The organism is Mycobacterium appelbergii, from assembly GCF_032883035.1.
Lineage (GTDB): Bacteria > Actinomycetota > Actinomycetes > Mycobacteriales > Mycobacteriaceae > Mycobacterium > Mycobacterium appelbergii.
Genome location: NZ_JAMQTH010000012.1, coordinates 91,473 through 111,485, shown reverse-complemented (window position 1 = coordinate 111,485; position 20,013 = coordinate 91,473). Strand labels below are relative to the sequence as shown.

The 20,013-nt window shown below is 68.6% G+C and carries 8 protein-coding genes; all 8 read right to left on the bottom strand.

Annotated features, from left to right (window positions below):
* Nucleotides 1-44: 44 nt before the first annotated feature.
* From M1247_RS25625 to M1247_RS25590, 8 genes are read right to left on the bottom strand one after another with little or no spacing between them, the layout of a single operon-like run.
* Nucleotides 45-263: an MbtH family protein gene (locus M1247_RS25625; protein WP_317159218.1), complete on the bottom strand. Its 219-nt coding sequence runs from the start codon at nucleotides 261-263 to the stop codon at nucleotides 45-47.
* The gene (mbtG, locus tag M1247_RS25620; protein ID WP_317159217.1) at nucleotides 238-1,536 is read right to left on the bottom strand and encodes an NADPH-dependent L-lysine N(6)-monooxygenase MbtG; all 1,299 of its coding nucleotides are present in this window, start codon (nucleotides 1,534-1,536) and stop codon (nucleotides 238-240) included. Before mbtG ends, M1247_RS25625 begins: the two co-directional genes overlap by 26 nt.
* Nucleotides 1,533-5,927: a non-ribosomal peptide synthetase gene (locus M1247_RS25615; protein ID WP_317159216.1), complete on the bottom strand. Its 4,395-nt coding sequence runs from the start codon at nucleotides 5,925-5,927 to the stop codon at nucleotides 1,533-1,535. The genes mbtG and M1247_RS25615 overlap by 4 nt, the downstream gene beginning before the upstream one ends.
* Nucleotides 5,924-11,392, bottom strand: a complete 5,469-nt coding sequence (locus tag M1247_RS25610) for a non-ribosomal peptide synthetase (RefSeq protein ID WP_317159215.1) — start codon at nucleotides 11,390-11,392, stop codon at nucleotides 5,924-5,926. The genes M1247_RS25615 and M1247_RS25610 overlap by 4 nt, the downstream gene beginning before the upstream one ends.
* A 17-nt stretch (nucleotides 11,393-11,409) precedes the next feature.
* Complete coding sequence (gene mbtD / locus M1247_RS25605; RefSeq protein WP_317159214.1) at nucleotides 11,410-14,385, bottom strand: mycobactin polyketide synthase MbtD; 2,976 nt, start codon at nucleotides 14,383-14,385, stop codon at nucleotides 11,410-11,412.
* Entirely contained in the window at nucleotides 14,382-15,716 is a 1,335-nt protein-coding gene (locus M1247_RS25600) for a beta-ketoacyl [acyl carrier protein] synthase domain-containing protein (protein WP_317159213.1), read from the bottom strand. Before M1247_RS25600 ends, mbtD begins: the two co-directional genes overlap by 4 nt.
* Nucleotides 15,706-16,455 carry a thioesterase II family protein gene (locus M1247_RS25595; protein ID WP_317159212.1) on the bottom strand — a complete coding sequence of 250 codons (750 nt, stop codon included), beginning with the start codon at nucleotides 16,453-16,455 and terminating at the stop codon, nucleotides 15,706-15,708. Before M1247_RS25595 ends, M1247_RS25600 begins: the two co-directional genes overlap by 11 nt.
* Nucleotides 16,452-19,967 carry a non-ribosomal peptide synthetase gene (locus M1247_RS25590; protein WP_410506942.1) on the bottom strand — a complete coding sequence of 1,172 codons (3,516 nt, stop codon included), beginning with the start codon at nucleotides 19,965-19,967 and terminating at the stop codon, nucleotides 16,452-16,454. Before M1247_RS25590 ends, M1247_RS25595 begins: the two co-directional genes overlap by 4 nt.
* Nucleotides 19,968-20,013: the final 46 nt, after the last annotated feature.

The window sequence follows — 20,013 nt, the reverse complement described above, 5'->3', positions numbered from 1 at the left end:
TGACCGGCCGTGTCAGTTCGGGGACAGCTCAGTTCAGGGACAGCTCAGTTCAGCGACATAGCAGCCCGCAGACTCCTGGGCCGTAGGTCGGTCCAGTTCTGCTCGATGTAGTCAAGGCAGTCCGCGCGGCTGCTCTCCCCGAAGACCACCCGCCAGGCGGTGGGCACGTCGGCGAACACCGGCCACAGGCTGTACTGGTCCTCGTCGTTGACGAGGACCACGAAAACTCCGTTCTCGTCATCGAACGGATTGGTGGTACTCATCGAGCCTCCTCGTCGGGTCGTTCGTCAGATCTGCACCCAGCACCCGGTCCGACAGGAGTCCGAGGCAGCTGAGATTGGGAAAACCGGGGCCCTGGTTCAAACCGGCCAGGCCCGGCAGGAAAAGTTTGGGCGTCACACCGCTCACCGCGAGGTCGTAGCCGATCGACTCCTGCAGGCGCTCACCGGTCAAGGGGGATCCGAGTCCGAGTTCGAGCATGTCCAGTGCGTCCTGAGCCAGCAACGGCACGAACCACAGTGCGTCGGCGCCCGATCCGTCGATCACCAGGTCGAATCCGTGAACGGTCTCAGAACGTTCACTGCCCCTTTCGGTTTGCAGCGTCAACCGGATCTTCTCGTCACGGGCAACCGCGTGCGCGACCCGGCCACGCAGATGGCGGATGCGGTCGTCGGCGAGCAACGCCTCCTGCACCCGGGCCGAGAAGACGCCACGGTCGGTGCGGTTCATGGCATCGCGTCGCTCGGCCGGCGTCAACCCCGCCCAGTGCGTGGGATCGGAGTAGAGGGTGTTCTCGAAGAAGCCCTCACCGCGGGTGAACAGGGTGACCTGCGGGGAGATCACGGTGATGGTCGAAACCCGGTGACGGAACAGTTCGTTGAGCATGGTCGCCGCCGTTTCGCCACCGCCGACCACGGCCACCCGCTCAGCTGAGATCAGCTCCTGGGCGGCCGCGCGATGCCAGAACTGCGCGATCGAGAGCACCCGCGGATTGCCGGGCAGGATGGCTCTCTCGGCCTGACCCGGGCCGGTCACCATGACGGCGTCAGCCTGCACCGTCGTCTCATGCGTGCGCAATACCCACGATCGGTGGGTGTCGTCGACACCGATCTCGGTGACCTCGTCGGAAACGACGGACATGCCGATGCCGTCGGCCACCCAGTTCAGGTACTGACTCCACCGACGATGGGTGGGCGCGGGCCGACCCCGGTCGACCCACTCGGCGAACTGCCCGATGGCGATGAGGTACGACTGCCAACTGTGCCGCACCATGCGGTCGTCGAGTTCGGCGTTGCGCCGCGACACCAACGCGGAGCGGTAGGGGAAGCCGACGTCTTTCTCGGGACTGGTCCCCAGACGGTGTTGCCCATCGGTCCAGCCGCCGACGGCCTGCCAGTTGGCCGCGACGCCGGAGCGCTCGACGACCACGACGTCGGGTGCGGGTGCGCCCATGGCCCGCAACTCGGCGGCCTTGGCCGCGACCGCGATGGCCTTGGGTCCGGCGCCGATGACGGCCAGTGTTCCAGTGCTGCTCACTCGGTTACCTCTCGCAATGCGTCCAACCAGATCGCCTGGAATGCGGCGACATCGGCGGCGGACAGAATGGCGGGCAGGGTGCGCCACTGGGTACCCAGCACCGCCGATCCGTCCCGGTCGATCACCGCAGCCATGATCGTGAGTTCGTGGCGTACTGCGACGTTGGGCTCGGGCACGGGTGTCACACCGGCGAGCAGGTCCCGGTCCTGCTGCAGCGCATGCTCCCCCGCGTCGAGCTCGATACGGCCCAGGTAGTTCAGCAACACCTGCGGATCCCGGTGCACGGCAAGGCGTTCGGCGGTGTCCTCGCGGAGATGACGCAGCAGCCCGTAGTCGATCGCATCACCGGGTATCGCGGCCACCTGACCGGCCACACCGCGCGCATCATCAGCGGTCAACCGCAGCGGGTAGATGACGCTGAGCAACCCGGCGGTATCCCCGGTATCGACCTCGCGGGCGTCATCGCCCAACCCGGCTGACACCACGGCGTCGGCCCGGCCGTAGGTCTCCAACGCCAGCAACGCCGCAGGCGTCTGCTGGTCGCGGCGTCTGCGCCAGCCCGTCAGTGCGCGGGCGGTCGCCGCGGCGAGCACCTCTGTCACGGGCACCGGGCCGGTCAGCAGCCTGGCGGTGACGTCGGGATCCGCAAAGGCCATCTCGACCGTCACATCGCCCATCCGGTCTATGACCGGGTCGATGCGCCTGGCACCGATATCGGGGTCCGCACCTTCGAACTGGCGCTCCCAGAAATCGCAGGTGTCAAGCTTGAGCGCACGCTCGGAAAGCAGACGCGACCACTGCCGCAGTGACGTGTGTTCCCGCACGGGCGTGGCGTTCCTACCGGCCGTCACTGCATGCCAACCGGTTTCCAGCTCCCCGACCACGATCCGCCACGACGCCGGATCCAGGGCCAACACATGAGCGGTCAGGATCAGCACGTCGGTTCCGTCGGCGTGCCGCAGCCACACCACGTCCAGCATCGAACCCCGTTGTGGGTCGATACGTTCCACCGAGTGGCCGGCCTGCTCGGACACCGCGGCGGTCAGATCTCCCGACACCGCCACTTCGGAGAGAACCTCGCCCACCGGGTGCGCGATGAACGTCATGGTGACCCGGTCCAGGCGACTGCGCAGCACCTCGTGGCCGTCGACCACGTTGCGCAGCACGGCTTCCAGGTGTTCGCGGGTGGTCCCTGCGGGCAGGCGGAAAGCCTCGGTCTGGGCCAACCGGCGCGGGTCACCGTACTGGTAGAGCCAGCGTCCGTTGGGCAGCAACGGTATCGGACCCGACTCTTCCTCGAACCGGTCGTCGCCGACCGATTCGTCGGAGTCGATTGCGGCGGCGAGCTCGCGGACGGTCGAGCAGTCCAGCATCAACCGTGCGCGCAGCGCAATTCCGCGGCGCCGTACCGCCTGCACGACCGAGAGCGCGACGATGCTGTCCAGTCCGAGGTCGAGGAAATCGGCGGTGACGTCGAGGTGTTCCGGATCACCGGCATCGAGGACATCGGCGAGCACCTCGGCGAGGACGGCTTCGGTGTCGGTTGCGGGACCTTCGGCCCGCTCGGCCTGCCTGCCGGCGCCCATGGCGGCCAGTGCAGCGTCGTCCACCTTGCCGTTGATGGTCAGCGGAATCTCGTCGATCACGAAAATGTGATGCGGCACCAGGTATCTGGGCAGTGTCGCGGTGAGCAGGCGGCGCAGTTCGGCGACCGAAGCGTCGGTCACCACATACGCCTGCAGCCGCGGCCCGCTGTGGTGGCGCCGCACCGCGACGTGAGCGTGCCGCACACCGGGATGCCGGTGCAGCGCCGCGGCCACCTCACCGGGCTCCACCCGGAAGCCGCGGATCTTGACCTGATCGTCGCTGCGGCCGAGGAATTCGATCGCCCCGGCAGGCGTACGCCGCACCACGTCGCCGGTGCGGTACATCCGTGCGCCTGCGGCGAACGGATCGGCGACGAACCGACCGGCCGTCTCGCCGGGTCTGCCGAGGTAGCCGCGTGTCAATTGCCCGCCGGCCAGGTACAGCTCACCGGCGACGCCGTCGGGGACCGGCCGCAGCCACGCGTCGAGGACGTAGGCGGAGGTGGAATCGGTGGGCCTGCCGATGCACGGCCGATCGTGTTCGGCGATCGCCGCAACGACGGCCTCGACAGTGGTCTCCGTGGGACCGTAGCAGTTGTGGGCGGACATCCAGGTGCGCTCGCACTCCGCCCGGATCCCCTGCCAGGCCGCGTTGTCGATGGCTTCCCCGCCCAGCGCCAGCACGGCCAGCGGGACGGTCGAGAGCAGCCCCGCGGCGCGCAGTTGCGCGAACATCGACGGCGTGGTGTCGATCATGTCGATCGCGTAGCGCCCGATCGTCTCGACCAGAGTTTCGGCGTCGCGCTGGACGTCATCGCCGATGATGTGCACGCTGTGCCCGTCGAGCAGGGCCACCAACGGTTGCCACGCCGCGTCGAAGGTGAATGACCAGGCGTGCGCGACGCGCAGTGGCCGCCCCAGCCGTTTGGCCGCCGGACGTAGCACCTGACGGGCGTGGTCTGCGCCGTAGGCCAGCAACGCCTCATGGGTTCCGATGACGCCCTTGGGTTTTCCGGTGGTGCCCGAGGTGAAGACAATGTAGGCGCCCTGGCCCTCAAGCACCTGCGCCGGACGGTAATCAACCGGTAGCTCGGCGGGCAGAGAGGCCAACAGCTCATCGTCGACGATGAGCGTCGCGCCGGTCTGCCGCACGATCTCGTCCACGCGCTCGCCGGGCATGTCCGGATCGAGCGGGACGATCAGGCCGCCGGCCTTGAGCACCGCGAGCATCGCCACGACGTAGTCGGGTCCGCGGCGTAACCGGATCGGTACCGGCGTCTCGGTGTGCACTCCACGGCGATTCAGCTCGGCCGCCAGGAGGTCGGCCGCTTCGTCGAGCTCGCGGTAGCTGAGCCGTCCACCGTCCCAACTCAGTGCGATGGAACCCAGACGGTTTGCCGCGCTTTCGGTGTAGGCCGTGTGGAATCCGCCCCGCTGCTTCGCCACGTCGGCGGCGACCGCGGGTGCCGGCTCGTCGTCGAGGGTGACAGCGACGTCGCGCAGCGGTCGGTCCCACGCCGTCAGGAGGCGTCGCACCACGGTCAGCACCCGCCGTCCGAGTGCCCCGGGGTCGAGCATCCCCAGTGCGCCGTCGAGTGTTTCGACCAGCACGGTGAGCTTGCCGTGGGTGGGGTGTGCGGCGATGGTGATCGGGAAGTGCGACAGGCTCTCCAGCGCCGCCGGGCGCAATACGGCTCCGTCCAAGGCGAATTCGTCGCTGCCCACCAAGCCGCCGGGCGGGAAGTTCTCGTACACCAGCAGCGTGTCGTACAGCTCGCCGATCCCGCCGAGCGACCGCAACTCGGTGTGGCTGAGATAGCTGTGGTCGCGCAGTTCTGCAGCTTCGCGTTGCAGCGCAAGACACTGCTGCCCGACCCGTCCCGATGGGTCGAGCCGAACCCGCAACGGGACGGTGTTGATGAACAGGCCGACCATCGACTCCACGCCGGACAACTCGTCGGGGCGGCCGGACACCGTGACGCCGTAAACCACATCAGTACGGTCGGTGAACGCAGAAAGGATTGCCGCCCAAGCCATCTGAAAAAGCGTGTTCACCGTGACGCCGCGTGACCGGGCCGCGTCGAAGATGTCGGCGGAGGCCTGCTCGTCGAGAGTCACCTCGGTGCGCTCGGGCAGTCCGGGCTGGGCTTCGCGGCCGGCCAACGCCGGAGACAGCAGCGTCGGGGTGTCCAGCCCGTCCAGATGTGCGGTCCAGCGGGCCCGGCTCGCACCGCTGTCCCTGGCGGCCAGCCAGCCGATGTAGTCCCGGTACGGGCGGGGCGAGCCTGGCAGCGCCGTGGGATCACCCTTGGCCCCGTACAGCGCGATGAGCTCACCGACGAAGACCGGCAACGACCACCCGTCGATCGCGATGTGGTGAGCGACCACGACCAGCCGCCACCGCAGCTCGGGCTGCTCGATGAGCAGGAATCTGATCAGCGGCCCGCGGCCCAGATCGAAGCGTCTGCTGCGCTCGTCGGCCTCTATCGCGACGGCGTCGGCGGCGGACGCGCTCACCTGCCGCCACGGCAGGTCCACGGCAACCGGGACGACGGCCACGGGTCGGCTCAGGTTTCCCTGAAAGAAGCTGGCGCGCAGGTTCGGATGGCGCACCAGCATCGCTTCCGCGCAGGCACGCAGCAGCCCGGAATCGAGTGCGCCCTCGATGTCGGCGGCCATCGCGATGACGTAGGGATCGGCGCCGTCATCGCCTTCGGTCAGTCCGGCCAGCGAGTACAGCCCCTGTTGCAGCGGGCTCAGCGCCAGCACGTCCTCGACGCCGGGGGGTGCTCCGGTTGCCGTCATGGTGCCTCGTCCTGGGTCTGTCCCCACCCCGCGGCCAGTGACGCCAGTTCGTCGGGCGACAGCCCGGACGCGGCCATCGGGGCATGACGGGTATCGGCCGCGGCGTCCGCGTTGCCTACCCGGGCATCGATGGCTGCGGCAAGCTCGGCGAGTTCGGGATGCTCGAAGACCATCCGCGCGGTCATCGCCACACCGGCGTCCCTGGCGCGGGCGGCGAGCTGCACGGCCAGGATGCTGTCTCCGCCGAGGGTGAAGAAGTCGTCGTGGCGACCGACCTCGGTGACACTCAGCAGTTCGATGAGCATGTCGGCCAGGGCCAGTTCGGTCGGGGTGCTCGGTGGTTCGCTCGGCGCCGAGACATTCATCTTGGGTCGGGCCAAGGTGTTCGGCGTGACGTCGTCGACCACGGTGATCGCCACGTCGGCGAAGTCGGCAGGCAGTGCGGACCGGATCGACTCCACGAATGTGTCGAGGTTCTCGACACCGGGTTCGGGAACCACGTAGCCGGCCAGAATCGTCCCGGCCCGGACTTCCCAGATCCGGGTGGCCGCTGCGGCGACGCCTGCCACCGTCTCCAACTCTGCTTGCAGACGCGCGTCCCCGGTGACGATCGGCTCCAGTCGCCCATCGGCGGTCCAACGGGCCCGCTCCCCCGTGCGGTACAGGTGCCCGGCACCGAATGGGTTGGGCACGAAGCGCTGTGCGGCCACGCCGGTGGAGTGGTGCGCAGCCGCGTCCACCGCACCCCCGGCGTAGTACACCTCGCCGGTGACACCGATGGCCACCGGGTCGAGCCACTCGTCGAGGACGTAGACGCGCGTGGCGCCGTCGGTCTGGGGCAGGCCCGCGGGCGGCACCGCCTTGCGGCTCCAGTCCTCGACGACGCGCGTGCGTTCTTCGCCGTCGATGACGGTGATGTCGCGCAACGTCTGGTCCGCATTGCCTGCGAAGGCGTCGATGATGTGGTGGAACCAGGACACCAGCCGATGCGCGGTGGCCCGCTCGTACAGCTCGGTGCGGTAGATGACGGTGCCCTTGTAGCCACCGCCGGCCTCTGCGAAGAAGTTCAGCGACAGGTCCGCATGCGCCACGTCGAATGTGGGCTCCATTGCGGTGAAGCGTGTTTCACCGTCGGCACGGGAATCAGTCGCGCCGTCGATCACCACGTCGGCCGGAAGTTCCTCGCGCACGTGCACCACCACACCGAACAGCGGATTACGCGAGAGCGACCGCACCGGGCTGACCGCGTCGACGACCCGGTCGAAGGGCAGGTCCTGGTGCTTGTACGCGGCCAGCGCCATCTCTCGCGACCGGCGCAGCACCTCACGGAGTGTCGGGTTCCCGGACAGGTCGTTGCGCAGCACCACGATGTTGATGAAGAACCCGATCAGCGCGTCGAGTTCAGGTGCGGTCCGCCCGGCGACCGGAGTGCCCAGCGGGATATCAGTGCCCTCACCGGCTTTGTGCAAGGCGATCGCGACAGCAGCCTGCAACAGCATGAACTCGGTCACCCCGAGTTCACGGGTCAACTCGACCAGCCGGGTGCGGGTCCCGGCGTCGATCGCGAACTCCAGCGCATCGCCCTCGCCGGTCGGCACCGGCGGCCGTGGAAAGTCCGGCCGCAGCCCGTTGTCCTCGGCGATACCGGCGAGTTGCGTGGTCCAGTAGTCCCGCTGCGCGTCAGTGCTGTTCGCGCCGGTGTCGCGGTCGGCAAGCAGCTCGGCCTGCCACGCCGCAAAGTCGGCGTACTGCACCGGCAGCGGCGGCAGCGCCACCGGCTGACCCGACCGTCGCGCTCGGTAGGCACTCAGCAGGTCGGTGAACAGCACACCGGCCGACCAGTGATCGGATGCGATGTGGTGCACCACCAGTGACAGCACGTGCGCTCCTGGGGCGGACAGCACGGCGGCCCGGATGGGCCAGTCGTTTTCCAAGTCGAAGCAGTACCTGCGCTCGGTGTCGAGTTCGCGCTGCAACCATTCCTCACCGTCACCACGGGCCCGCCGGACGGACAGAACAGCGCTGGGATGGACGACCTGGAATGGCGCGCCGTCGATTTCCCGGTAGGTGGTGCGCAGGATCTCATGGCGGTCGACCACATCGTTGACCGCGGCCACCAGTGCATCGACATCGACCGGGCCGGTCATGCGCGCAGCGAACGGCACATTGTTGACCGGGTTGGGTCCATCGATGCGGAACTGGAACCACTGCCGCAGCTGAGCGGCCGACATCTGCAGCGGACCGTCGTGGGCGACAGCGACGATGGCTGGCCTGCGGGTCGTGCCGCCCGCGGCCAGCAGGGTCTCGACGTGGGCGGCCAGCCCCGACACCGTGGCGTGTTCGAAAACGTCCTGCACACCGACATCGACGCCGCAGCGGGCCCGCACCGCCGCGACCAGTTTGGTGGCCAGCAGAGAGTGCCCGCCGAGGTCGAAGAACGAGTCGTCGGCACCCACCCGGTCACGGTCCAGCAGTTCGGCAAACAGGCCCGCCATCAGCTGTTCGGTTTCGGTCGTCGGCTCGCGGAACTCGGTGGCGGACGTGATCTCCGGCTCAGGAAGCGCCTTGCGATCGATCTTGCCGTGCGCGGTGATCGGGATCTCTTCGAGCGCGACATACGCCGCGGGGATCATGAACTCAGGCAACGCCGCCGACACCCTGGCGCGGATGCGGTCGATTTCGGCCTGGTCCGCACCGGCGGCCGGCGTGACGTAGGCGACGAGGCTGCGACCGAGCGTGGGCAGGTCACTGACCACCACCACCGCCTGTCCGACCGACGGGTCGACGGAGATCGCGGCGGCCACCTCGCCGAGTTCGATGCGGAAACCCCGCACCTTGACCTGCTCGTCGGCACGTCCGACGAACTCGATGTCGCCATCGGCGTTTCGCCGGGCCAGGTCACCAGATCGGTACAGCCGCCCCCCGGTGGTGAACGGGTCGGCGACGAACCGCTCCGCGGTCAGGCCGGGACGCCGATGGTAACCGGGTGCGACATGTGTTCCACCGATGTAGATCTCGCCGATCACGCCGACGGGCACCGGTTGTAGTGCGTCGTCGAGCAGATGAATCGTGGTGTTGATCTTCGGGGTGCCGATAGGCACGATGCGCGCACCCTGTTTGCCCTCGACCTTGTATCGCGTGCAGTTGAGCACCGTTTCGGTGGGGCCGTAGAAGTTGTGCAACAGGGAGTCGAACGTGGCGTGGAACTTGTCGGCGATCTCGCCGGGCAGCGCCTCGCCACCGATCGGCACCCGTTCGAGCGTGCGCCACTCATTGACGCCCGGCAACGACAGGAACAGACCGAGCAGCGACGGTACGAAGTGCATCGAGGTGATGCCCTCGTCGCGCAGCAGGTCGGTGAGGTAGCCGATGTCCCCGAGCCCTCCCGGCCGCGGAATCACCAGCCGGGCACCGGCGGAGAGCATGCCGAAGATCTCACCGATGGACACGTCGAAGCTCTGTGAGGCGACCTGCAGTAGCCGATCCTGCTCGGTCACGCCATAGTCGTCGCCGAACCACACGAAGTACTCCGCGATCGGGCGGTGCGGCACGGGGACGCCCTTGGGCAGGCCGGTGGAGCCCGAGGTGTAGATCAGGTAGGCGGTGTTGTCCGGGAGCAGCGGGCGGATACGGTCAGCATCGGTCGGATCGGTCGCGGGATAGTCGTCGAGTCCGGTAACCGGCTCGCGCAACACCACTTTCGGGTCGGAGTCGGTGAGGATGTAGGTGAGACGGTCCTCGGGGTAGCTCGGGTCGACCGGCAGGTACACCGCACCGGCCTTGACGATGGCCAATGCGGTGACGACCAACTCGGGCGACTTGTCGAGCAACACCGCCACCCGGTCTTCGGTGCCGATGCCCTGGCCGATCAGCCAGTGCGCCAACCGGTTCGCCGATTCGTTGATCTCGTGGTAGCTGTAGTGCCGCCCCTCGTAGACCACCGCGGTGGCATCCGGGGTGCGGGCGGCCTGCTCGGAGACCAGCGCGGTCAGGGTGGTGGCCGGAGTGTCGAACTGCTCACCGGCGGCCACCGTGCGCATCCACTGCGTGTCCTCGGTGGAGAACAGGTCCAGGCGCGCCAGTGCCCGGTCGGGGTCGGCGAGAGCGGCTTCCAGCAACACCGCGAAGTGACGCAGCATCTGGGCGGCCAGGTCGGCGTCGATGATCTCGGTGAGATGCTCGGCCTCCACAATGGCCTGCCCGGTATCCGTGGCGTCCCACTCGACCATGAAACCCAGCGGCAGCTGCGTGACGTGGCCGCGAAGATCGGCGCGTTCGCAGGTGACACCGTCGGGGCTGAACCCGCCGCCGTCGGGTTCGCGGAAGCCGAAGCTGATCCGCGTCATCCGCTCAGCCCCATGGCGCCGGTCGGGGTTCAGTTCGCGCACCACCCGGTCCAGGTTCACCCGTTGGTGGGCGAACGCGCCGAGCGCGGTGTCGCGGGTTGCGGTGACCAGGTCGCGGAACCCGGCCGACCGCTGGGGCCGCATCCGCATCGCCACGGTATTGCCGTAATACCCGATGGTCTCGTCGGTTTCGCGGTTGATCACCGGCGTGGCGACGAGGAAGTCATCGGTGTGGGTGTAGCGGTGGATGAGTGCGCCGAATCCGGCCAGCAGCACCATGTACGGAGTGGAGCCGGTGTCGCGGGCCAGCGTCGCGACTTTCTCGACGGTCTCCGCGGACAACCGCAGCGTGCTGCGCTGGGACCGGAAACTGGTCGGCACCGCCGAGCCCATGGGACCGGGAAGCTCAAGCGGTTCCGGCGGGTCGGACAGGACGCCGCGCCAGTACGTCAGATCCTCTTCTGCGGTGTCGGCCGCAATCGAGGTCGGCCGCGGCGTCGGGGGCAGGTCGGCACCGGAGTATGCCCGGGTCAGGTCGGCGAAGAACACCCGCCAGGATCCGTCATCCCAAGCAATGTGGTGTGCGACAAGCAACATCACGTGTTCGGCCGGGCCGGTTCTGATCAGCGTGATGCGCAACGGCGCGTCGCTGCTGAGCTCGAATGGTGTGCCGAACTCACGCTGGGCCAGCACTTCGAGCCGGAGATGACGGGCGCGTTCGGACTTGTCGGACAGATCGTGCTCGGCCCACGTCGGCAGGAGATCGTCGTGGACCGTTGCCCGTGGTTCGCCGTTTTCATCCGCGTGATAGGTGGTTCGCAGAATCGGGTGACGGTGCGCGACCGCGTTCAACGCGGAGTGCAGGCGGGCGGCGTCCACCGCACCCGTCAACCGGTAGGACAGGCTGACATTGAGCAGTACCCCGCTCGTGTCGAAGCTGTGCACGAACCACATCCGGCGCTGCCCGTCCGAGAGCGCGGTGGGATCGATCGGCGTGGCGGCGGCTTCGCCGTCCCCGGTGCGCCGCGCTGCCGACGCCAGGCCGCGCTCGGCGAGCCTGCGCTTCATCAGCTCCAGGCGCGCATCGGAGGTGCGGGTGGCGTCTGCGGTATCGGTCACGCGTAAATGCCCTCTTCTCAGGTTCTTTCCAGGTGCTCGATCAACTCGGTGGCGGTGACGCCGCCGAGAATCGTGGCCAGTGGCACGGATTGCCCGGTGGCCTTCTTGAGCTTCTTACGTAGGTCGAGTGCCAGCAGCGAATCGACGCCGAGGTCCAACAGGGACGCGTCGAGATCAAGTCCCGTCGTGTCGGACAGCTTCAGCACCGACCCCAAGGCGATTCGTACCGTGCCGGTGGTGTCCAGATCCGCTGCGTCCGGCTCGGCAGCGCCCGGAACAACGGGGCTTTCGTCGGTGCCCAGGAATGTCTGCAATCGCGCGGTGTCCGCGGAGAACACCAGTGGATCGCACCCGTGGTCACGGAGGCCCGCCTCCACAGCCTGATCTGGCGCCATCGCCCGCAGACCCGACCGTTCGACGCGGGCGATCTCGTCATCATCGATGATTCCGGCACCCTGCCAGAGGCCCCAGCGCACCGAGGTGCATTGCCGTCCCTCGGCGCGCAGCGCGGCGGCCATCACATCGAGCAGCCGGTTGGCCGCCGAGTACGCGGCGTGGCCGTGCCCGCCCCAGAGTCCCGATACCGACGAGCACAACACAATCCGGGCGTCCGGTCGCAGCGGCCAGGCTCGGGTGAGGTGTCCGAGGCCGGCCACCTTGGCCGCGAATGTGTTCCGCGCCGCGGCACCGGTCAGCTCGCGTCCCGGCGCGATGGTGGCCGCGGCGGCGGCATGGATCACCAGGGAGGCGCCCGCACCGGCGAAGTCGGCCGCGGCCGCCGATACCTGGGCGGCGTCGGTGATGTCACAGCGGGCCGAGACGATCTCGGCACCGTGACGCTGACTGAGCTCGGCCAGCAGGCCCGGGTCGGCCCCGCTGCGGCTGAGCAGCACGATGCGCCTGGCACCCAGTTCGGCCAGCTGACGCGCGTAGTGCACACCCACCGCACCGGCGCCACCGGTGATGACGACCTCGTCGAGGATCTCGGAATCGGCAGTCCACATGGGCGCCGGTGACTGCAGGTCACACATGGCCCGTCGATACAGCGCCGGCCCGGAAGCGGTGTCACGCAGCGCGACATCCTCTGTGGCACCGACGATCGCCGTGATGGCCATGGCCGCGCCGGCCGAATCGACCCCGCCCGATGGTAGGTCGAGATGCCGGAAATTCTGGTCGGGGTGTTCGAAGCCGATGCTGCGGTGCATCGCGGCCAGCGCGGTGTGGGCGGGCAGTGGACCGGGATCCGCGCCGGTGACCCGCTCCCCTCCCACGGTGATCAGCCAGACCTCGCGGGTCTTCGCCGTTATCGCCTCGACGTAGGTGAGCAACCCGTCATCGATCCGGCGACTCAGTTCCTCGGCCGCACCGACCGCGTCGGCGCGGTCGCTGTCCGGCGCCACCACCAACAGCAGTTCGGCGCCTGCGGGTTCGGTCGCGGTCACGCCGTCGTGGCCGTCGATGGCGGCACGTAGGCCCGCTGCCAGCTGTCCGTCGGAGTCGGGCCCGAGGTCGAGGATCGCAACCCGGTGCGCAGCGCTGACCGGGGCAGCCTCCACCTGCACCCAGTGCTCGACCGCCATGGTCAGGCCCACCACGGGCGGCAGTGGTTCCGCGCGCGCCCAATGATGATCGGCACGCATCGGGGCAAAGGGGAAGTTCCGCAGGGCCGTTCGTGGTTCACCGAGCAGATCGCTCCAGCGGTACCCGGGGTCGGCCAGCGCCACCGAGGCGATGTTGGCCGACAGGCGGTCGGCGAGCGGCTCGTCACGCCGCCCGGATCCCACCATCACCGCGGGGCCACCGGTGAGCTCTGCGGCGTCGTCGAGCAGGTCCGCCATGGCCAACAACAGTGCCGGGTGCGCGGACAGTTCCACGAAGATGCGCGCTCCGCGACCCACCGCCGCACCGATGGCCCGGTCGAACCGGACGGTGCTGCGCAGATTGGTGTACCAGTAGTCGGCGAACTGGGTGTCCGGAGCCACCACGTCGGCGGTGGCCGAGCCGATGAGCTGCACCGGCGATTCGGCGAACTGTCCGGCGGGGAGCAGCGATTCGAGTTGGGGCCGCACCTGATCCAGCGCGGTGGTGTGCGCCGGGAACCACATCTCGATCTCCTTGGCGAACGCCCCGCGCCCCTTGACGGTCCGCACCGCGGCAGCCACCGCATCGGCATCACCCGAGATCGCCACGGAGGATTGCGAGTTCACCACCGACAGCTCGGCCCACCCGGGGGTCTCGGCGATCACCGCCAGCGCCTCGTCGGCGGTGATGCCCAGCACGGCAACGCGGTACGGACCGGTGAGGGCGTCCAACACGGTGGCCCGGGCGATGACCACCCCGACCGCCGCGCTCAGCGTGATACTGCCCGCCACATAGGCCGCACCGATTTCGCCGAGGCTGTGCCCGACCGTGATGTCGGGCAGCACTCCGGCCGACCGCCACACCCGGGCCAGCGCCACCCCGTGGATGAACTGCGCACCCTGGACCTGGACCTGCGAGAAATCGTTGGTGGTGACCGCGGAGTCAGGATCGGCCAACAGATAGTCCAAGGGTGACGCTGCACCGGCGGCACCGAACTCTGCGGCACACTTGTCGACCTCGGTGCGGTACTCGGGCAACCGGTCGTAGGCTTCGGCGCCCATCGACGGCCACTGACTGCCCTGACCGGGGAACACGAACGCGATGCGGGGCGCTGAGCTCGGCTGGTACGGGGAGCTTCCCGAGGACCGGGTGAGCAGCGGATGTTCGTCGCCTGCCGCCAGTGCCTTCAGGGCCGCGGTCAGCTCGCTGCGGTCGGCGGCCCGGATCAGCGCGCGGTGACGGCGCAGCCGGCGGGTCTGCGCGACCGTCTGCGCCACCTCGGACACCTCGGCGTCGGCATGCCGATCCAGGTACCGCAGGATTGCCGCGGCATCCTGACCGGCCAGATCCTCGGCGTGCGCGCTGAGCAGGACCGGAATGCGTCGGTCGGGCAAGTGGTTGGGGACGGTCATGCGGCTTCCCCATCGTCGGGGATCGCCACGATCGCATGCGCGTTGGTACCACTCATGCCGAATGCGGACACCGCACCGATCCGGCGGCCGTTGACCGCGGGCCAGTGCGTCAGCTTGGTGGCCAACCGCAACCCTTGTTTCTCCCAGTCGATCTCGCGGCTCGCCTCGTCGACATGCAGGGTGGCCGGCACGGCGGCCCGCTCGGCGGCGATGAGCACTTTTGCCAGCCCCAGCGCGCCTGCGGCGGCCTGGGCATGGCCGACATTGGACTTCACCGAACCCAGCCAGGCACCGGCACCCGACGCGGCGGCGCCGTATGTCTGGGCCAGAGCCCGTAGTTCGGTCCGGTCACCGAGACGCGTTCCGGTGCCGTGTCCCTCGATCATCCCGACGTCTTCGGGCCGCACCCCGGCCTGCTCGATGGCCCGCCGGAACAGCCGCTGCTGGGCCGTACCGCTGGGGGCGGTGAGGCCGGTGGTCCGGCCATCCTGATTGACCGCCGTGGCGCGGACCTCGGCCAGAATGCGCCGCCCGTCGCGCACCGCGGCCGATCGGCGTTGCAGCACGAATATTGCCGCACCCTCGGCCCATACCGTGCCGCTCGCGTGCGCGCTGTACGGCCTGCAGTGCCCGTCATCGGAGAGCGCGTGCTGCTTGGAGAACTCGACGAAGTAACCGGGCGTACCCATCACGCAGACCCCACCGGTCAACGCCATATCGCAATCCCCGGCCCGCACCGCACCGACCGCGGTGTGGAACGCGGTCAGCGCCGATGAGCAGGAGGTGTCGATGGTCAGGGCCGGACCGGCGAGGTCCAGGGTGTAGGCGATGCGCCCGGAGATGACCCCGAGCGATGTGCCGGTGATCAGATGACCACTGTGGTTTGAGAATTCGGAGAGCTCCGGCCCGTACTCCAGGCCGGAGGCCCCGACGTAGCAGCCGACATCGTGGCCGGCGAGGTCGTCTGGGTTGATGCCGCTGTTCTCCAGTGCACGCCACGCGATGCGCAGCCCGACGCGCTGCTGCGGGTCCATCGCGACGGCCTCCCGTGGCGAGATCCCGAAGAACGCCGGATCGAATGAGGCTGCGCTGGAGAGGAACCCGCCCAGGTCATGGATCCGTTTGAAGCCATCACGCCGCGAGCCCTCAAGGAGGTCGCGCACCGACCATCCGCGGTCGGCGGGAAAGTGTCCCAAACCCTCGCGCTGTTCGGACAGCAGCGACCAGTAGCCGTCGGCGGTGTCGACACCGCCGGGCGCCTCCAGCGCCATCCCGACGATCACCACGGGATCGGTGGCGTCCGGATGGGGTCGAGGCCCGCTAGAACTCATTGACCAACTCCGCGACGTCCGCGATGTGGTCGTTGACGTAAAAGTGGCCGCCGTCGAACATCGAGCACGTGAACACACCGTCGGTGTGAGCTTCCCAGCGGCGCAACATGCCCTCGCTGACCCGGTGATCGGACCGGCCGCCGAGCGCGTAGATGTCGGCGGCGATCGTCACCTCCGCGTCGCACGCATAGCGGTTGAAGGCCTCGTAATCGGCGCGCACCGCCATGAGCAGCAGCTCGACGAAGTCCTCGTCGGCAAGCAACTGTGGATCAGTGCCGCCGAGGTCCACCATTTCGGCGATGATCTCGGACTCGGCGGTCGGCAGATCCGGCGAGGCCGCGACCGTCGCCGGCGCTTCGCTTGCCGACACCCACAGGGCGCTGATCTCGACACCGCGACGCTCGGCGATCCGGGCGAATTCGAAGGCCACCACGGCACCCATGCAATGCCCGAACAGGCGCAACGGGCCGACCCCGGACCAGTCCCCCGCTTCGAACAGGTCTCTTGCCAGGTCGCCGACGGTGACCGGCGCGGGATGGGTCAACCGATCGCCGCGTTGCGGATACTGCATCACGTAGGCGTCGGATCCAGCTGCGGCCAAACCCATCCCGAGGTTTCGGTACGCCAGCGCGGCGCCGCCGGCGTGCGGGAACACCAGCGTCGGTTTGGCGTCGTGAGCCTGCGCCGGATACCTCTTGATCCAGGGTTTCAAGGTGAGCTGCGTGCCCGATCCGGTCACGATGCCGAGGCGGTGTCGAGAGCTGACATCACGGTGTCGTCGTCCATCTCCGTGACTTCCAGGTACAGCTCGGCGACCTGCTCGAGGCGGCCGCTACCGGCCTCCCGCGCGGTCAGCCGGATCGCGAGCTTCTCGACCGTTCTGGTCGCGAACACGTCGGGCACCATCACCGTCGGGGTGTCCAACCAGTCCCGGATACGCGCGACGGCCGCGGTCGCCTGCACCGAATCACCTCCCAGCTCGAAAAAGTCATCGTCGACACCGAGCTCGTCCACGGCGAGCAACTCACTCATGATCGTGATCAGCGCCCGCTCCAGCGCCGTCGCCGGTGCCCGCCTACCGATGCGCTGCCCGCCTTCGACAGCCGCGGTCAGAATCCTGGCCACCGCGCGCCGGTCCGTCTTGCCGCCGACGGTGAACGGGATCGCGTCAAGCAGCTCGAAGTGCCGCGGAACCATGTGCGGTGGAACGAGTTCCGCGATTCCGGCGCGCAGGTCGGCCACCGTGATTTTTCCCGTCGCTGCGCTCGCCCCGTCGAGTCCGACGACCGCGGCCAGCATGTCCCCACCGGACACCGGGACGATGGCTGCGACCGCGGCGTGTACGCCGGGCAGGCGCTGCAACGCGGCCTCGATGTCACCGAGTTCGATGCGGTAACCGCTGATCTTGACGCGGTGATCGGCGCGACCGACGAACTCCAACGTCCCGTCCGGCCGGTAACGGGCCAGATCTCCGCTGCGGTACCACGTCCGGCCGCAATACGACACGAAACGGTCGGCGGTCAGATCGGGCCTGCCGCGGTATCCGCGCGCCAGACCGCGTCCCGCGAACCACAGCTCACCGGGCACCCAGTCCGGGCAGTCGTCACCGGCAGCGTTGACCACGCGGCAGGCGTTGTTGGTGAACGGCGTGCCGTAAGGCACCGCCGCCCATTCGTCGGGCAGCGCACCTGCCTCGAAAAGCGTTGCGTGAACCGCGGTCTCCGTCGCACCACCGAGCCCGGTCAAACGCACGCCCGGGGCCAGCGCCTGCAACTTGCGCACCATCGTGGTGCGGACCCAGTCTCCGCCGGTGGGCACCGCACGCACCGACGGCAGCCCACCGCCTGCCGATCCGGCGACCTCGACGAGCATCTCCAGCCATCCCGGCAGGAAGTTCAGCACCGTGATGCCGTGCGCGTTGATCTCGGCCACCCAGTGATCCGGATTGCGGCGGTCGGCCTCGTCGACCACCACGATCGTGGCGCCCGCCGTCAGCGTGCCGAACACATCGAGCACCGACAGATCACATTCCAGATGCGACAACGCGAGCACGCTGTCGGCCGGGCCGACACCGAAGTAGGTGTTGAGTGCCTCGATCGTGTTCATCGCGGCGTCATGGGTGACCTCGACGCCCTTCGGTTCACCGGTGGAGCCTGAGGTGAACAGGATGTAGGCAAGTTCGTCGGGAGCGGTTGCCGCAGGCTCGGTCGCGCCCGCGCGGGAGCCGACGCGGATCGCCTCGGAGACCGTCAGAGCGGGCAGCCAGGTCGGTGGCCCGTCGCCGCAGAACAACGCCATGCGGACGTCGCCATTTTTGAGCATCCGCTCGGCCCGCTCGGCGGGCTGGTCCACACCGACCGGCACGTACACGGCGCCGGCGGCCAGGATCGCCAGCAGTGCGGTGATCTGGTCGGGACCCTTGGGCCCCATCACCGCGACGCTTTCGCCGGTGCGGATGCCCGCGACTTTGAGCGCGGCCGCGACAGCGAGCACCTGCTCGCGCAGTTGGGCATAGGTGAGCTGTCCGTTGGACCCGATCACCGCGACTGCGTCGGGACGGGCAGCGGCTTGGGCGAAGAAACCCCCGTGCAGCGCATAGCCGCTCGGTGCAGCCGTTTTCGCGTTCGCGGCGTCACGCACTGCGCGCTGCGACTCGGTCAGCAGCGGTTGCGGCGAGGCCTCCCACGCGGTGTCGTCGGTGGCGAGCCGCTGCAGTTCGCCGATGTGGCGCTCGAACATCGCATCGATGACGCCGGGCCGGAACGCGTCCTCGCGCACGTCCCAGTTCACGAGCACCCCGCCGTCGAATTCGGTGACCTGCGCATCCAGCAGCACCTGCGGCCCTTGGGAATTGATCCACACCGGCTTGCCGAACGTATCGGTCACCTCGGTGGTGAACAGTTCGCCGAGGCCCAGCGCACTGGTGTAGACCACCGGCGCCAGCACCTGCGTGCCGCGGTGGCGACCCAGATCGCGGAGCACCGACAGTCCGGGGTAGTTCGCGTGGCCGGCGGCGGCGTGGAACGTGTCCTGCACGGCTCTGGCCCGCTCGGTCGCACTGGCGGTGCCCGCCAGGTCGATGCCCAGCAGTAGCGACGAGGTGAAGTCACCGACGAGCTTGTCGACGTCGCGGTGGCGCTGTTCCCGGCCGAACATCGGCACGTTCAACAGGAACCGCGAATCTGCCGACCATCCGGCCAAGGTGTCCGCGAACGACGCGGCCAGCGCCATGGCCGGGGTGATGCCGCGCTTGCGCGCCGCGGCGAACAGGGCGTCGCGTGTCTGCGGGTTTAGCCAGTGGTGACGCCGCGTGGTGTGGTGCGGGTCCGTCTGTTCGGCCGCGGGGACCAATGGCAGCCGCGGCGGGTCGGGCAGGTCGGCGATCCGCTCGGCCCACCACTTCCGGTCGGCTTCGTGGGTAGCACTGCCCACGGGTGTCCGCAGCCGGTATTCGCGGTAGGTGTAGCCGAGCGGTGGCAGCTCGGATCCGGCATAGAGGGCCGCCAGGTCTGCCATCAGGGTGCGGTAGCTCATCGCGTCGGCGGCCTGCATGTCCAGATCGACGTGCAACCGGGTGGCTCCGCCGGGCAGCAGTGACAGGGTCAGTTCGAAGACTTCACCGTGGAGTTGCTGATGCGACTTGGCGTGCTGAATGAGGGAGAGCCGCTCACGCACCTGCTCGGGGGCCATGTCGCGAAGATCCTCGACGGTGACCGGGTACTGAGGTGCCGGCGCGGCGATGCGCTGGGTGCCGTCGGGCAGGAATTCCACGCGCAGCATCGGATGCCGGTCGGCCAGTGCGGTGGCCGCGCGCTGCAGTCTCTCGGGATCGACGTCGCGACCGTCGAATTCGACATACAGGTGTCCCGCCACCCCGCCGAGTTGCTGGTCGCCCTCGCGGCCCACCCACATCGCGTGTTGCATCGGCGCCAAGGGAAACGGCTCGTCGTCGGCGTCCTCGGGCGACGGGGACGACGAATCAGTCTGCGCCGCAGCCAGGCTCGCCGCCCCTCCGGTGCGCGAGGACACCAGCTCCGACCATGCCGACAACGTCGGCGCGGCGGCCAGTGCGGCGAAGTCGACGTCGATTCCTTCCCGACGCCAGCGTCCGGCGAGTGACATCATGCGGATGGAGTCCAGACCCTGGCCGATCAGATCGGCGTGCGGATCGAGGGTGTCGCTGCTGACACCGAGAAGATCCGCCACTTCCTCGTGAATGGTCTGCGAATTCGCGATTGCGATATCGCTCACAATGGCCTCCCGAACGATTAGCACAGGCTGTCCTAACTTCGTGGAG

Bases quoted from the DNA above. Each gene is read 5' to 3' on its own strand.
- M1247_RS25625 (WP_317159218.1), bottom strand. From the start codon at position 263: ATGAGTACCACCAATCCGTTCGATGACGAGAACGGAGTTTTCGTGGTC.
- M1247_RS25615 (WP_317159216.1), bottom strand. From the start codon at position 5,927: ATGACGGCAACCGGAGCACCCCCCGGCGTCGAGGACGTGCTGGCGCTG.
- mbtD (WP_317159214.1), bottom strand. From the start codon at position 14,385: ATGACCGTCCCCAACCACTTGCCCGACCGACGCATTCCGGTCCTGCTC.
- M1247_RS25600 (WP_317159213.1), bottom strand. From the start codon at position 15,716: ATGAGTTCTAGCGGGCCTCGACCCCATCCGGACGCCACCGATCCCGTG.